The organism is Pseudomonas sp. ES1 (genome assembly GCF_050586605.1).
In the GTDB taxonomy this organism is placed as follows: domain Bacteria; phylum Pseudomonadota; class Gammaproteobacteria; order Pseudomonadales; family Pseudomonadaceae; genus Aquipseudomonas; species Aquipseudomonas sichuanensis.
In genome coordinates this window covers 17,866-30,371 of the sequence record NZ_JBOBDM010000016.1, presented here as the reverse complement: position 1 = coordinate 30,371, position 12,506 = coordinate 17,866, and the positions used below count along the sequence as shown (strand labels likewise).

Annotated in this window: 18 protein-coding genes, 1 tRNA gene and 1 pseudogene; 12 read left to right on the top strand and 8 right to left on the bottom strand. The window is 59.1% G+C overall.

The window, feature by feature from the left end; translation table 11 throughout:
* The 7 genes from ACQ4N9_RS09105 to ACQ4N9_RS09075 all read left to right on the top strand — a co-directional run bounded on the left by ACQ4N9_RS09105 (position 1) and on the right by ACQ4N9_RS09075 (position 3,734).
* Positions 1–189 (top strand): hypothetical protein, encoded by a 189-nt coding sequence (locus ACQ4N9_RS09105; protein ID WP_390968958.1) that lies wholly within the window; start codon positions 1–3, stop codon positions 187–189.
* Positions 190–270: 81 nt separating this feature from the next.
* On the top strand, positions 271–636 hold the full coding sequence (locus ACQ4N9_RS09100) for a hypothetical protein (protein ID WP_390968960.1): 366 nt from the start codon (positions 271–273) through the stop codon (positions 634–636).
* Complete coding sequence (locus tag ACQ4N9_RS09095; RefSeq protein WP_390968962.1) at positions 611–1,111, top strand: hypothetical protein; 501 nt, start codon at positions 611–613, stop codon at positions 1,109–1,111. Before ACQ4N9_RS09100 ends, ACQ4N9_RS09095 begins: the two co-directional genes overlap by 26 nt.
* Positions 1,112–1,180: 69 nt before the next feature.
* On the top strand, positions 1,181–1,408 hold the full coding sequence (locus ACQ4N9_RS09090; RefSeq protein WP_390968964.1) for a hypothetical protein: 228 nt from the start codon (positions 1,181–1,183) through the stop codon (positions 1,406–1,408).
* Between the two features lie 250 nt (positions 1,409–1,658).
* A complete protein-coding gene (locus tag ACQ4N9_RS09085; protein WP_390969143.1) occupies positions 1,659–2,660 on the top strand; it encodes an RNA-directed DNA polymerase in 1,002 nt (333 codons plus the stop codon).
* Positions 2,661–2,715: 55 nt separating this feature from the next.
* A complete protein-coding gene (locus ACQ4N9_RS09080) occupies positions 2,716–3,309 on the top strand; it encodes a hypothetical protein (RefSeq protein WP_390968966.1) in 594 nt (197 codons plus the stop codon).
* A gap of 14 nt (positions 3,310–3,323) precedes the next feature.
* Entirely contained in the window at positions 3,324–3,734 is a 411-nt protein-coding gene (locus ACQ4N9_RS09075; RefSeq protein WP_390968968.1) for a hypothetical protein, read from the top strand.
* A gap of 157 nt (positions 3,735–3,891) precedes the next feature.
* Here ACQ4N9_RS09075 and ACQ4N9_RS09070 read toward each other — a convergent pair whose 3' ends face one another.
* Both ACQ4N9_RS09070 and ACQ4N9_RS09065 read right to left on the bottom strand, forming a co-directional pair.
* Positions 3,892–4,305 carry a hypothetical protein gene (locus tag ACQ4N9_RS09070; RefSeq protein WP_390968970.1) on the bottom strand — a complete coding sequence of 138 codons (414 nt, stop codon included), beginning with the start codon at positions 4,303–4,305 and terminating at the stop codon, positions 3,892–3,894.
* Between the two features lie 3 nt (positions 4,306–4,308).
* On the bottom strand, positions 4,309–4,743 hold the full coding sequence (locus tag ACQ4N9_RS09065) for a YbjN domain-containing protein (protein ID WP_390968972.1): 435 nt from the start codon (positions 4,741–4,743) through the stop codon (positions 4,309–4,311).
* 61 nt (positions 4,744–4,804) lie between these two features.
* Here ACQ4N9_RS09065 and ACQ4N9_RS09060 point away from each other — a divergent pair, with 61 nt between their 5' ends.
* Entirely contained in the window at positions 4,805–5,569 is a 765-nt protein-coding gene (locus ACQ4N9_RS09060) for a hypothetical protein (RefSeq protein ID WP_390968974.1), read from the top strand.
* A 4-nt stretch (positions 5,570–5,573) separates the two neighbouring features.
* Here the strand turns inward: ACQ4N9_RS09060 and ACQ4N9_RS09055 are convergent, their stop codons facing one another.
* The gene (locus tag ACQ4N9_RS09055) at positions 5,574–6,221 is read right to left on the bottom strand and encodes a hypothetical protein (protein ID WP_390968976.1); all 648 of its coding nucleotides are present in this window, start codon (positions 6,219–6,221) and stop codon (positions 5,574–5,576) included.
* Between the two features lie 74 nt (positions 6,222–6,295).
* Here ACQ4N9_RS09055 and ACQ4N9_RS09050 point away from each other — a divergent pair.
* The 4 genes and pseudogenes from ACQ4N9_RS09050 to ACQ4N9_RS09035 form a co-directional block, all read left to right on the top strand.
* A pseudogene (locus ACQ4N9_RS09050) lies at positions 6,296–6,523 on the top strand (hypothetical protein); the annotation flags it as partial.
* The gene (locus ACQ4N9_RS09045; protein ID WP_390968978.1) at positions 6,471–6,593 is read left to right on the top strand and encodes a hypothetical protein; all 123 of its coding nucleotides are present in this window, start codon (positions 6,471–6,473) and stop codon (positions 6,591–6,593) included. The pseudogene ACQ4N9_RS09050 and the gene ACQ4N9_RS09045, both read left to right, overlap by 53 nt.
* A gap of 35 nt (positions 6,594–6,628) precedes the next feature.
* On the top strand, positions 6,629–7,045 hold the full coding sequence (locus tag ACQ4N9_RS09040) for a hypothetical protein (protein ID WP_390968980.1): 417 nt from the start codon (positions 6,629–6,631) through the stop codon (positions 7,043–7,045).
* The gene (locus ACQ4N9_RS09035; RefSeq protein ID WP_390968982.1) at positions 6,946–8,094 is read left to right on the top strand and encodes a tyrosine-type recombinase/integrase; all 1,149 of its coding nucleotides are present in this window, start codon (positions 6,946–6,948) and stop codon (positions 8,092–8,094) included. Before ACQ4N9_RS09040 ends, ACQ4N9_RS09035 begins: the two co-directional genes overlap by 100 nt.
* An 82-nt stretch (positions 8,095–8,176) precedes the next feature.
* Here the strand turns inward: ACQ4N9_RS09035 and ACQ4N9_RS09030 are convergent.
* The 5 genes from ACQ4N9_RS09030 to pheS all read right to left on the bottom strand — a co-directional run bounded on the left by ACQ4N9_RS09030 (position 8,177) and on the right by pheS (position 12,440).
* A tRNA-Pro gene (locus ACQ4N9_RS09030) sits at positions 8,177–8,253 on the bottom strand.
* Between the two features lie 101 nt (positions 8,254–8,354).
* On the bottom strand, positions 8,355–8,711 hold the full coding sequence (locus ACQ4N9_RS09025) for a MerR family transcriptional regulator (protein WP_011533210.1): 357 nt from the start codon (positions 8,709–8,711) through the stop codon (positions 8,355–8,357).
* The gene (ihfA, locus tag ACQ4N9_RS09020) at positions 8,692–8,994 is read right to left on the bottom strand and encodes an integration host factor subunit alpha (protein ID WP_009394049.1); all 303 of its coding nucleotides are present in this window, start codon (positions 8,992–8,994) and stop codon (positions 8,692–8,694) included. The genes ACQ4N9_RS09025 and ihfA overlap by 20 nt, the downstream gene beginning before the upstream one ends.
* A gap of 4 nt (positions 8,995–8,998) precedes the next feature.
* Positions 8,999–11,392 (bottom strand): phenylalanine--tRNA ligase subunit beta, encoded by a 2,394-nt coding sequence (gene pheT, locus ACQ4N9_RS09015; protein WP_390968984.1) that lies wholly within the window; start codon positions 11,390–11,392, stop codon positions 8,999–9,001.
* A gap of 31 nt (positions 11,393–11,423) precedes the next feature.
* Positions 11,424–12,440 carry a phenylalanine--tRNA ligase subunit alpha gene (pheS, locus tag ACQ4N9_RS09010; RefSeq protein ID WP_110993887.1) on the bottom strand — a complete coding sequence of 339 codons (1,017 nt, stop codon included), beginning with the start codon at positions 12,438–12,440 and terminating at the stop codon, positions 11,424–11,426.
* Between the last annotated feature and the right edge of the window lie 66 nt (positions 12,441–12,506).

Sequence of the window (12,506 nt, the reverse complement as noted above, 5' to 3'; positions counted from 1 at the left end):
ATGCCGCTCGCAACGATCCTCTACATGCTCCAGCGCCGGAAGGAACTGGAGCAGAGCCTGCAGCTCCTGTTCAACCGAAGCTGCCAATGGGGCCGCGCTGAGCGCGTGCGCGGCGCCGCCACCATCGAGAACCTGACCCAGCAACTGGTCGAGGTCACCGAGCAGATCGAAACGGCGCGCGCCGCATGAGGCGGATCAACAACCTGGTCCGCCAGCGCCGGCGGCAAGAACAGTTCCACCTGCCGCCCAGCGGCCTCACGGAGCACAGACATGCAGAAAGCGCCCTCTGGAGTGGTAACCCTGCCGGCCTGGATGAATCGGCCGGTCAAGAAGCTGTACAACACCCGCAGCGGCGGACAGTACCAGCCTGATGATGTGGCCCTGGCATTTGCGTTGAGCCTGCGCGTGCACGACAGCGCCGACCACCTGCGCAGGCTGGCCCGGCGCCTGGTCGACAAGGTCTGCCTGGAGCGCCAGCCGAACATGAAACGCCTGGCCCGCGATCCGGACGACGCCAAGGTGTTCGACGCCGCGCTCAAGATCATCAACCGGGTGTGCGACCTGCTGGAGTATGCGCCGGGCACCCGCTTTGTGCGCAATGGAGGCGATGATGGCTCTGACGCAGCAGCAGCGTGACGAGCGCAGGCGCGAGAAGGCTGAGCGCCTGCAGGAAGAAGACCTGCGCTTGAAGGTTAGACCAGGGACTAAACAGGCCCTGCTGGAACTGATGGAGTGGGCCGGGATCGAGGAACAGGGCGAGGCGATGACGCTGATGATCCATCGCCTGCATGGCCGCAATCAGGAGTCGAAGGCAACCAGTCGCCACGACGGCAAGGCAAACACTGATGCGTTGATTGCTGAAGGCAGCCACCCAGCTGCAGAGGCAGCTCGGGCATACCAAGCTGATGGTCATTCCGACTTCGATCTGCCAGCGGCCTCGCAGCTCTATCAGGCCTGGGTGCATGGCTTGATCACGGAAGGCGCCTACTGGAGCAGCTCGCAGCGCTCAGCCACCAGCGCATTCACCATGACCTTCGATGTTGGCTTTCAGTCCTACGACGGCAAGCTCAGCGAGCTCCGTGTCCGCCCCGTCCGCAGATTCTTCATTTAATCCTTCATTCATTCGAACACAGGGGCGCAGCAGCGCCTTTTTTGTTGCCTGCACGCCAAGGAGCAGCACATGAGCGCAGTTGAAAAAGCAGAAATCCCAGCAATCGGCCAGGCCTACGGTGGCGGCTTTGTCACCGGCATCACCCGCGACCCTGACACCGGTGTGCGCTGCCTGCACATCACTGCCGGAGCCGAGCATGAACTGGTGGGCGCCTGGGGCGAGTACGGCGTCAAGATTGAGGGCGCAGGCAGCTTCACGAACATCCATGGATACCGCCGGTCTAAAGCGTCCGCGTAGGTCCAGCGCAGTTTCCCCGATGAGTGATCACCGGGGCGACGTAGATAGCACGACCGGTCGCAGCGCTCAGCCAACAACGCATTCAACATGAACTTCGATGATGGCAATCAGAACAACAACGACAAGAACAACGAGCTCCGTGTCCGCCCCGTCCGCAGATTCGATCCCCTACCGGTTCAGCGAACTGGTTCAGGCTTACTACGATTGCCGGCGCTCGAAGCGCAACAGCAACAGCGCGCTGGCTTTCGAAATGAACCTGGAGCAGAACCTGACGGCGCTACACCGCGACCTGGTCACCGGCCAATACCGGCCAGGCCGTTCCATATGCTTTGTGGTCACTCGGCCAAAGGCTCGCGAGGTATGGGCCGCCGACTTCCGCGACCGCATCGTGCACCACCTGCTGTACAACCGCATCGGCCCCAGCATCGAGAGCAGCTTCATAGCGGACAGCTGCGCCTGTATCCCAGGACGCGGCACGCTGTACGCCGGTAAGCGGCTCGAAGCGAAGATCCGCAGCCAGACGCAGAACTGGTCGCGGCCTGGCTTCTACCTCAAGTGCGACCTGGCCAACTTCTTCGTGTCGATCGACAAGCGCGTGCTGGGCCGGCAGCTGGCCAGCCGCATCGATGAGCCTTGGTTCAGGCAACTGGCCCTGCAGGTGCTGATGCATGACCCGCGGGAGAGCTATGTCGAGCGCAGCCCAGCGCACCTGTTCACCCGGGTACCGCAGCACAAGCGCCTCACCGCGCAGCCGGCGTACCTTGGCCTGCCCATCGGTAACCTGTCGTCGCAGTTCTTCGCCAACGTCTACCTCGACGCCCTGGACAAGTTCTGCAAGCACACGCTCAAGGCCAGACACTACATCCGCTACGTCGACGACTTCGTGCTGCTGCATGAGTCACCGCAGCAGCTGAATGACTGGCTCCGGCAGATCGAAGACTTCCTGCCCAGCCTGGGCGTCAGGCTCAACCCGTCGAAGACCATCCTGCAGCCAATTGACCGCGGCGTGGACTTCGTCGGGCATGTGATCAAGCCTTGGAGGCGCACCACTCGCAAGAAGTCGGTCGCCCAGGCCATGAAGAGCACCGCTGCTGCGCCCGCAGAGAACCTACGCGAGACGGCAAACAGCTATTTCGGCCTGCTTGGCCAGGCCAGCCATAGCCAGAAAGACCGAGCCGCGCTAGCCAATCTCGTGCTACGTCGCGGGCATGTGGTCAACAGCCACCTGACCCAGACCTACCCAAAACGATAAACCAACACTTCTGCCGCATCCGGCCACGGAGGGCGGCGCATGCATGGAGAAAGCCATGAGCGATACCGAAGCCAGCCCAAGCCTGGCAACCGGCCACCCGATGAACGCCGACACCTGGGCGGACTTCGTTACCCGCCTTCGCCACCACTGCAACGGCCAAGGCGTGAAGTGGCACCACACGGCCTGCGCGCTCTTCACCGTGCAACAGAAGCGAATCGACTACGGCTATGAGGCTGACTACGCCGAGGGCCTGGTGGTCTGCCTGGAAGACAGCAGATGGTTCAGCCCTGAAGAATACTGGGCAGATCTCGACGAGGAAGAGCAGCAGGAGATCAACCAGGCGGTCCAGGTCAACCACGAATGCGATTTCCTTGAACTGGATACGGATGATCAGTGGGGGTTCCTGGCCGAACTCGACGACCACACAGTCACCGGCTGGAACAAGCACTGGGAAATCGTAAACAGCCACTTCACCAAGGAAGCGGCCGAGGCCTTCATCCGCCGGAAGCAGCACGACTACCCCGAACTGCGGGTTTACGTCGAGTCGCAGTACTACGCCTGGGAGTTCGAAGCGATCAAGGCGGCCATCCTCGACGGCACTCTGGTCTACCAGCCGAAGCCACCCGCTGACAGTGCCGTATCCGCCTGACCAAGGAGCGATCCATGAGCAACTACAACTGCGACTACGTTCGCCGCACCTACGGCGTGCCGGCAGAGGTCGGGCGCCGCGTCATCGCCAACGGTGAGCCGGGCGTCATCATGGCCGACCGGGGTCAGTACATCGGCGTCATTCTTGATAGCGACCCGAAGAAGCGCATCCGCAACTACCACCCAACCTGGGAGATGCAGTACGGCGAGATGGCCGAGACGCTGCCGCTCAAGCAGTGGGAAGTTCTCACCAACGGCATGTACGACTGGGATGACGTGCGGTACATGCTGGGCGATGCGCGCCACTACGTTCTGCGCGTATGGGCAGCCACTCGCAGCCAGGCCAAGTACCGGGCCTATCAAGAGCTGGATGAATGCTTCGACGACGCCACCGCCATGCTGACCTTCAAGGTGCGCGCCGCCTGACCCTCCGACGCTGACAGCCAGCGCCTTCCCCACTTCAACGAATCACGCCACCCCGGCGAGGGCGGAAGTAATCACCGAGCTCAGTTTTACGCCTCGCGGGGGGCATCTAGTATCTGAGGACGCCTTAATCAAGGCTTGCACACTAATATCAAAACAACTAGCCGTCGTCTTTTCTATCTTTTGGGAAAGCAAACTTACCCAGCCTCTCAACATCAGCAAGCCCCGCATGAATTATATCTGTGCTTACCCTATAGTACTTGTCATTCACTTCTTTTTTAAATGCATCAGCGGCTGGTTCATTAGGCATGCCGTCGATTCTCTTCTTCAGCCGTTTCAGCTTATAGTCTTGTATCTCCTGAACCACCCACAGCCTAATACTATAAGCAAATAATCCGCCCCATTCCTTGCACCAAACAGCTACAAATGGTGACGCATATATAGCGATCTCCTTAATTTGAGGAGTTGATATATATCCATTGCATAATATAAGAAAAATTCCTCCGCCAGCGGTACCGACAGTCTTACCTCCGAAGGTTCCATTTTTTTTCTCAGAATCGCCCTCCATAGCCATCCTTCACTCACTTGATTCGATTGATGAGATGAAATTCTTGACACCCAGATGTATTGATATCAAGGCATTCTTTAGCTCTTCATCCAGTCGTGCTACAGAAAGATCCGAGACATAACTTTCATAGGCACTCCAAACCGTTTTCTTTTCCGAGTTTAGATAAACCTTCCCAACCTTAGTCGTTAAGTTAGCAAAGTTACATGCCTTATAGACCCTACCTTCCTCCGCGGCGCTGAATCTATAGAAATTAGGACAGCAGACTCTAACAAACTCCAACTGCTTACTATCAAGCAAAATCAAAAACTTTAAGTTAATGTCAGGGATCTGAAATATGATATCGCCATCCCCGTCCATTTCATATCTAAAGCCCTTGCTGTTTAAAACATCAACATAAAGCTTTCTGGCTTCACTATCAGTGATAGTCATTAAATCTGCTGGCATTTGACTTCCTTGACTCAGCGTTGAGTTATTTTCATGCGCATTATACCGGCCAGGAGCCACCATGCCCAATCGAATCGTCTGCCAGTTCAGCTGCGGCGCTGCCTCGGCGGTGGCCACCAAGCTGGCCCTGGCCGAATACAGCGCCACCCATGACGTCCAGATCGTGAATGCCTTCCTCGTCAACGAGCACGAAGACAACCGCCGGTTCGCCCAGGACTGCGAAGCCTGGTTCGGCCGACCTATCACGGTCCTGCGTGATGAAAAGTACGGCGCCAACGTGCTGGAGGTCTTTCGCCGCGAGCGCTACATCAAAGGCCGCACAGGCGCTTCATGCACCAAGATCCTCAAGCGCCGACAACTCGATAACTGGAAGCAGCCTGGCGACGTGATGGTGTTCGGCTACACGGCCGAGGAAGTTGATCGGCTCGACGACTTCCGCGAGCGCAACCCTGACCGACCTATCATAGCCCCGCTGATTGAGCGTGGCCTGGGCAAGGAGGACTGCAAGGCCATCCTGCTGCGCGCCGGCATCGAGCTACCCCTGATGTACCGGATGGGCTACGACAACGCCAACTGCATCGGCTGCGTGAAGGGCGGCGAAGGCTACTTCCGCGCGATCAGGCAGGACTTCCCTGAACAGTTTGAGGCGCTGTGCGCCATTCAGGATGACTTGGGCGAAGGCTCCTACCTATTCCGCAACCGCGCCACCAACATACGCTTTTCTCTTCGCCAACTGGGCGATGGCCCGGTGCGGCGTAACGAAAAGATCCCAGCTTGCTCATTCTTTTGCGAAATTGCAGAAGCAGACCTGATTGCAAAGGTATGAATAGCTACTTTCCTAACTTTGCCTTCTCCCACTCCTCCTTCAAAATTAATTGACAGGAAGACACTACGTCCGCCGCGATTGCCTTTGCAGGACCGCCAGCCTGATCGCACTCTTTATGTAGCTTATTTATCTCCTCCATGAATCTCACTGATTTATTTTCATCTGGATTTAGCAGCAATTCTATTTTCAACTTCAACCCTACCAGCTCTCTAAGTGCCTGTATGTGAGAATTTGACCAGTCAGCCCTTGCTTTCTCCGCCGCCTCGCGATTATCAATAATCAGGTAAGCCCATCTATTCTCGGCAGCCTCGAGATACACATTTAATCGCTGAACATTCAGCGCGCTTGCAATGAATTGCGCCGTTGTATCTCTGAGATCGTTAATCCAGCTCTGCCGACTAGATTTCAGTGAATTTTGCCTGGCAATCAATTCCTGACTTGAAATTCCACTCCGCTGTATATCCGCATTTTCAGCGGCGACACGCTCTTGACTATCCACAGTCGTTTTGAAATTTCGGATAGTCAAGTAGGTGCCCAAAACAAAAATTGCGATAGTCGCAATAAAGGTCCACAAGTTTGTCCAATCAAACCCAGTATCAACAACCACTTTTGGCACTTGCTCCAAATAAACCACAGACGTTTCGTACTTCACAAAGCCCTCCTGACGTCGACTGATACCAAAACGTCATCATACTTACGAGACATACCCATGCCCACAGAAAACCGATCCAGCAATACCGAGATGGTCAGCGCGCCGCGCGAGCTCATAGAGTTCGCCGTCGGCTTCAGGACTCACGGGCAACCGAGAACGTCATCGACGTGCAGCACGACAGCCAGCGCGGCGTCACCTGCTACCTGCTGAATGGCGTCGGCATCAGCTGCATCCCTGACAGCCAGCTCAATGCAGGTAACGAGCGCCAGCTCTCACCGGGCCAAGGGCACCGAAGACAGCCTGGCCAAGGCCGAGGTAAACGCCGATCTGGCCTTTCGCTTCGAGCAGACCATCGCCCAGGCCACGGCCTGACACAGCCTGCCGCCACCGGCGGCGTGGAGAACAACATGGCAAACGCCACCGCTGCAGTGCAGCCGGCCCTGCTGCCGAGAATCATCCGGGCTGGCGAAGCGCCCGGGTATCTCGGCATGTGCAAGGACGAATTCAAGAACACCGTCAGGCCGCATGTCCGTGAATTCCCGATCGGGAAACAGGGCGTGGGCTTCGACCGACTCGAGCTTGATGCTTGGGTCGACGCCTACATCGAGGCCATGGCCGTTGAAAAGGCGAGCAATCAGGACAACAATCGACCCCGCAGCGTAAGCAAGGCCGGGGAATCCAAGGAGACTCCATGGCCAAAAAGGCAATCACAGGACTCCAGAAAATGCCCAGCGGCATCTGGAAAATCGACAAGGTCTACAGGGGAGAAAGAATTCAAGAAAGCACTGGAACTTGTGACCGGCAGGAGGCAGAGCAGTACCTGATCCATCTGCTGGAGAAGATTCGGCAGCGCAAGGTGTACGGCGTTCGCGAAATCAAGACATTCGCCACAGCCGCGGCGAAGTACCTGGTCGAGAACAAGGAGCAGCCATCCATTAGGCTCACGGCGCTTTATTTGGAGCAGGTGGTCGAGTACATCGGTCACCTTCCATTGACGCACATTGATGACGAGGCCCTGGCCGCCTACGTGCGGGATCGGAAGGCTGATTCGGTGCTGCCGGATGGAAAGGTGAAGAAGGGCGTCAGCAATAGGACGGTCAACATCGCGATCGAGCGAGTGATTCGCGTCCTCCAGCTGGCTTGCCGGAAGTGGCGGGATGAAGAGCGCCGACCCTGGCTCGACAGCGTGCCGCTGCTCACCAAGCTGGACGAGAAGAAGTCGAGTCGACAGCCCTACCCCATGTCCTGGGAAGAGCAGTCGATTCTATTTGGGGAGTTGCCCGACCATCTGCAGCGAATGGCCCTGTTCAAGGTGAACACCGGCTGCCGCGAGCAAGAGGTCTGCAAGCTGAGGTGGGACTGGGAGATCTTTGTCCCGGAACTGGATGCCAGCGTGTTTCTGATACCCGCCGAGTTTGGCGGAAGGCATGAGAACTCCGGGGTCAAAAATCGGGAGGAGCGCCTGGTCGTGCTGAACAGCGTGGCCAAGTCGATCATCGAAGCGCAGCGTGGCATCAGCCGTGAGTGGGTTTTCCCATACAACGGCACCGCGATGCATCGGATGAACGACTCGGCCTGGAAGAAAGCGCGGATGCGCGCGGCAAAGCTCTGGCAGGAGCAACACTTGCGGCCGGCGCACCCAGGGTTCGCTTCCATCAGGGTTCACGACCTGAAGCATACATTCGGACGAAGACTGAAGGCAGCAGCTGTGAGCCTGGAAGACCGGAAGTCGCTACTTGGCCACAAGAGCGGAAGCGTGACCAGTCATTACTCCGGAGCGGAGATTGGTCAGATGATTGATGCGGCAAACAAGGTATCGGCCACAGACTCGCGCGGTCCGGTACTGACGATCTTGAAGAGGAGAATCGGATGAGGAAAAAGGCGAAGTCACTCGAAAAGTCACTATGCCTAGAAATGAAAAAGCCACCAGAAGGTGGCTAAGTCATTGGGATTATTGGTCGGGACGGAGTGATTCGAACACTCGACCCCTTGCACCCCATGCAAGTGCGCTACCGGGCTGCGCTACGCCCCGACATCATTCTCGATACCGCTGAGAACGTTGAAGAATTTAACCTAAGCTTTTGAATAATGGAAGCTTTTTTTCAAAAAACTTTCCGTTTGTCGCCAACCAGATCACTTCTTCAACACCACCAACACATCCTCCAACTCGGCAATCATCTGCCGAATCAGCTGCTTGTACTGGCTGGATTCATCCTTGACCTCATCACTGGAGAGCCGCAACCGCGCCCCCCCAATGGTAAAGCCCTGGTCATACAGCAAAGCGCGGATCTGGCGGATCATCAGCACGTCTTGGCGCTGATAATACCGCCGGTTCCCACGGCGCTTCACTGGGTTGAGCTGCGGAAACTCCTGCTCCCAGTAGCGCAGCACGTGCGGTTTTACCGCACAGAGCTCGCTGACTTCACCAATGGTGAAGTAGCGTTTGCCCGGGATGGGGGGCAGCTCGTCGTTATGGCTTGGTTCCAGCATAGGCCTCTACCCGGGCTTTCAGCTTCTGCCCTGGACGAAAGGTGACGACGCGGCGAGCGGTGATCGGGATCTCTTCCCCGGTTTTGGGGTTGCGACCCGGCCGCTGGCGTTTGTCGCGAAGGTCGAAGTTGCCGAAACCGGACAACTTGACCTGCTCGTTATCTTCAAGCGCATGCCGAATTTCTTCGAAAAACAGCTCGACCAGCTCCTTGGCCTCTCGCTTGTTGAGCCCCAGCTCCTCGTACAGCCTTTCGGCCATCTCAGCTTTCGTCAGAGCACCCATGCCGTTATTTCCTTAACGTGGTGTTCAACCTTTGTTCGAGCGAGGTGAGGATATTTTGCAGGGTTTCGTTCACCTCATCGTCGTTAAGAGTGCGCGATGGATGTTGCCAGGTCAAGCCGACGGCCAGGCTTTTTCTATCAGGATCAATGCCTTTACCCTGGTAGACGTCAAACAGCCTGAGGTCTGTGAGCCATTCGCCGGCATTGTCACGAATTACTTCAAGCACCGAACTGGAAGCCACATCGCGGCCTGCGATCAGAGCCAGGTCACGGCGGGTTTCCGGGAACTTGGACAGTTCGCTGAACTTCGGCAGGCGGCCTTCCACTACATCGCCGAGCACCAGCTCGAAGACGTACACCGGGCGGTCGAGGCCGAGGGTCTTGGCCAGTTCCGGGTGGATGGCGCCGAGGTAGCCGACTTCCTTGCCGTCGCGCTCGATGCGGGCGGTTTGGCCTGGGTGCAGGGCTGGGTGCTTGCCGGCGACGAAGCTGAAGTCGCTCAGGGCGCCCGAGTAGCCCAGCAGGGCTTCCACGTCGGCTTTCACGTCGAAGAAGTCGATGCTATCACGGCCGTTGGCCCAGCCTTCGGGCAGGCGGCTGCCGGTAACGACGCCGGCGATCATCGGCTGCTGCTTGAGGTCACCCAGCTGGCCGACGAAGCGCAGGCCGCTTTCGAACAGGCGCACGCGGTCTTGCTGGCGGTTGAGGTTGTGCTGCATCGCCTTGACCAGGCCCGGCCACAACGAGGCGCGCATGGCGGCCATGTCGTTGGAGATCGGGTTGGCCAGCACCAGTGGCTCGACGCCTGGGGTGAACAGCTCGAACAGCTTCGGGTCGATGAAGCTGTAGGTGATGGCTTCCTGGTAGCCGCGGGCGACCAGCAGGCGACGCAGGTTCGGCAGCTCGCCGCGGGTCTCTGGCTTGCCCTGGGGCGCCAGGCGCGCCTGCGGGTAGCGGACCGGCAGGTTGTTGTAGCCGTACAGGCGGGCCAGCTCTTCGATCAGGTCGACTTCCAGGCTGATGTCGAAGCGGTGGCTTGGGACGGTAACAGTCCACTGCGCCTCTTTATCAGAGCCGCCGTTGGCGCTGGTGGTCAGCTCCAGGGCATTGAGCAGCTGCTCGACCTGGGCGGCGTCCATCTGCAGGCCGAGCATCTGGGTGATGCGTTCGTCGCGCAGGGTGATCGGCGCGATGTTCGGCAGGTGCTGTTCGCTGACGGCTTCGACGATCGGGCCGGCTTCACCGCCGACGATCTCCAGCAGCAGCGCGGTGGCGCGCTCCATGGCTTCGCGGGCCAGTTGCGAATCGACACCGCGCTCGTAGCGGTGCGAGGCGTCGGTGTGCAGGCCGTAGGAACGGGCCTTGCCGGCGACGGAGATCGGCTCGAAGAAGGCGCTTTCCAGGAACAGGTCGCGGGTCTTCTCGGTGTTGACGCCGCTGTGCTCGCCCCCCATCACGCCGGCAATGGCCAGGGCGCGGGTGTGGTCGGCGATCACCAGGGTGTCGGCGCGCAGGGCAACTTCCTGGCCGTCCAGCAGGACCAGTTTCTCGCCCTCTTCGGCCATGCGCACGCGGATACCGCCGTTGATTTCGGCGAGGTCGAAGGCGTGCATCGGCTGGCCGAGTTCGAGCATCACGTAGTTGGTGATGTCGACGGCGGCGTCGATGCTGCGCACGTCGCTGCGGCGCAGGCGTTCGACCATCCACAGCGGGGTCGGCTTGCTCAGGTCGACGTTACGGATGACACGGCCCAGGTAACGCGGGCAGGCCGCCGGGGCACTGACTTCCACCGAGCGCACTTCGTCGTGGGCAGCGGGGACAGCCGGCACTACCGGGCGAGTGACCGGGACGTCGTACAGGGCGCTGACGTCGCGGGCCAGGCCGGCCAGGGACAGGCAGTCGCCGCGGTTCGGGGTCAGGCCGATCTCGATGCTGGCGTCGTCGAGGTTCAGGTACTGGCGAATGTCCTGGCCAATCGGGGCGTCAGCAGCCAGTTCCAGCAGGCCGTCGTTCTCTTCGCTGATCTGCAGTTCGGCAGCCGAGCACAGCATGCCGAAGGACTCGACGCCGCGCAGCTTGGCTTTCTTGATCTTGAAGTCGCCCGGCAGCTCGGCGCCGATCATGGCGAACGGGATCTTGATGCCTGGGCGAGCGTTGGGGGCGCCGCAGACCACCTGGAAGGTTTCTGCGCCGTTGCTTACCTGGCACACGCGCAGTTTGTCGGCGTCTGGGTGTTGTTCGGTGGCGAGGATCTCGCCCACCACGATGCCGCTGAACTGGCCGGCAGCGGGGGTCACGCTGTCGACTTCGAGGCCGGCCATGGACAGGCGGGCGACCAGTTCGTCACGGGAGACTTGCGGGTTTACCCAACCGCGCAGCCACTGTTCACTGAATTTCATGCTGTTCTCCTAGAATTTGCGTCGATTGGGCCTAGCGGAATTGCGCCAGGAACCGCAGGTCGTTGTCGAAGAACAGACGCAAATCGTTGACGCCATAGCGCAGCATGGCCAGGCGCTCGGCGCCCATGCCGAAGGCGAAGCCCTGGAATTCTTCCGGGTCGATGCCGGACATGCGCAGCACGCTCGGGTGGACCATGCCGCAGCCCATCACTTCCAGCCAGCCGGTCTGCTTGCACACGCGGCAGCCTTTGCCGGAGCACATCACGCACTGGATATCCACTTCGGCGCTCGGTTCGGTGAAGGGGAAGAACGACGGGCGGAAGCGCACGGCCAGTTCTTTCTCGAAGAACACCCGCAGGAATTCTTCGATGGTGCCCTTGAGGTCGGCAAAGTTGATATCGCGGTCGATCAGCAGGCCTTCGACCTGGTGGAACATCGGCGAATGGGTGATATCCGAGTCGCAGCGGTAGACGCGGCCCGGGCAGACAATGCGGATCGGCGGCTGGCTCGATTCCATGGTACGCACCTGCACCGGCGAGGTGTGGGTACGCAGCAGCATGTTGGCATTGAAATAGAAGGTGTCGTGCATCGCCCGGGCCGGGTGGTGGCCGGGGATGTTGAGCGCTTCGAAGTTGTGGTAGTCGTCTTCGACCTCAGGGCCTTCGGCGATGCCGTAGCCGATGTGGGTGAAGAACTGCTCGATGCGCTCGAGAGTACGGGTGATCGGGTGCAGCCCGCCGGTGGTCTGGCCACGGCCTGGCAGGGTGACGTCGATGCATTCGGCGGCCAGGCGAGCGTTGAGCTCGGCCTCTTCAAAGGCGGCCTTGCGTGCGTTGAGCACGTCGGTGACGCGTTCCTTGGCGTCGTTGATCAGCGCGCCAACCTTGGGGCGCTCTTCGGCTGGCAGATTGCCCAGGGTCTTCATCACCTGGGTCAGCTCGCCTTTCTTGCCGAGGAATTGGACCCGGATCTGTTCCAGGGTTGTGATGTCTTCAGCGCGTTCCACGGCCTCAAGGGCTTGGGCAACCAGCGCGTCCAGGTTTTCCATGTACAGACTCCAGATACGAAAATAGGGGAAGAGCTTTTGAAGGCTCTTCCCCTATCGATGACGTTT

Coding starts and splice junctions, on each gene's coding strand:
- ACQ4N9_RS09075 (WP_390968968.1), top strand. CDS start 3,324: ATGAGCAACTACAACTGCGACTACGTTCGCCGCACCTACGGCGTGCCG.
- ACQ4N9_RS09025 (WP_011533210.1), bottom strand. CDS start 8,711: ATGCTGGAACCAAGCCATAACGACGAGCTGCCCCCCATCCCGGGCAAA.
- ihfA (WP_009394049.1), bottom strand. CDS start 8,994: ATGGGTGCTCTGACGAAAGCTGAGATGGCCGAAAGGCTGTACGAGGAG.
- ACQ4N9_RS09070 (WP_390968970.1), bottom strand. CDS start 4,305: ATGGCTATGGAGGGCGATTCTGAGAAAAAAAATGGAACCTTCGGAGGT.
- ACQ4N9_RS09105 (WP_390968958.1), top strand. CDS start 1: ATGCCGCTCGCAACGATCCTCTACATGCTCCAGCGCCGGAAGGAACTG.
- ACQ4N9_RS09100 (WP_390968960.1), top strand. CDS start 271: ATGCAGAAAGCGCCCTCTGGAGTGGTAACCCTGCCGGCCTGGATGAAT.
- ACQ4N9_RS09085 (WP_390969143.1), top strand. CDS start 1,659: ATGAACCTGGAGCAGAACCTGACGGCGCTACACCGCGACCTGGTCACC.
- pheT (WP_390968984.1), bottom strand. CDS start 11,392: ATGAAATTCAGTGAACAGTGGCTGCGCGGTTGGGTAAACCCGCAAGTC.
- ACQ4N9_RS09065 (WP_390968972.1), bottom strand. CDS start 4,743: ATGCCAGCAGATTTAATGACTATCACTGATAGTGAAGCCAGAAAGCTT.
- ACQ4N9_RS09040 (WP_390968980.1), top strand. CDS start 6,629: ATGGCAAACGCCACCGCTGCAGTGCAGCCGGCCCTGCTGCCGAGAATC.
- ACQ4N9_RS09095 (WP_390968962.1), top strand. CDS start 611: ATGGCTCTGACGCAGCAGCAGCGTGACGAGCGCAGGCGCGAGAAGGCT.
- ACQ4N9_RS09045 (WP_390968978.1), top strand. CDS start 6,471: ATGCAGGTAACGAGCGCCAGCTCTCACCGGGCCAAGGGCACCGAAGAC.
- ACQ4N9_RS09060 (WP_390968974.1), top strand. CDS start 4,805: ATGCCCAATCGAATCGTCTGCCAGTTCAGCTGCGGCGCTGCCTCGGCG.
- ACQ4N9_RS09035 (WP_390968982.1), top strand. CDS start 6,946: ATGCCCAGCGGCATCTGGAAAATCGACAAGGTCTACAGGGGAGAAAGA.
- ACQ4N9_RS09080 (WP_390968966.1), top strand. CDS start 2,716: ATGAGCGATACCGAAGCCAGCCCAAGCCTGGCAACCGGCCACCCGATG.
- pheS (WP_110993887.1), bottom strand. CDS start 12,440: ATGGAAAACCTGGACGCGCTGGTTGCCCAAGCCCTTGAGGCCGTGGAA.
- ACQ4N9_RS09090 (WP_390968964.1), top strand. CDS start 1,181: ATGAGCGCAGTTGAAAAAGCAGAAATCCCAGCAATCGGCCAGGCCTAC.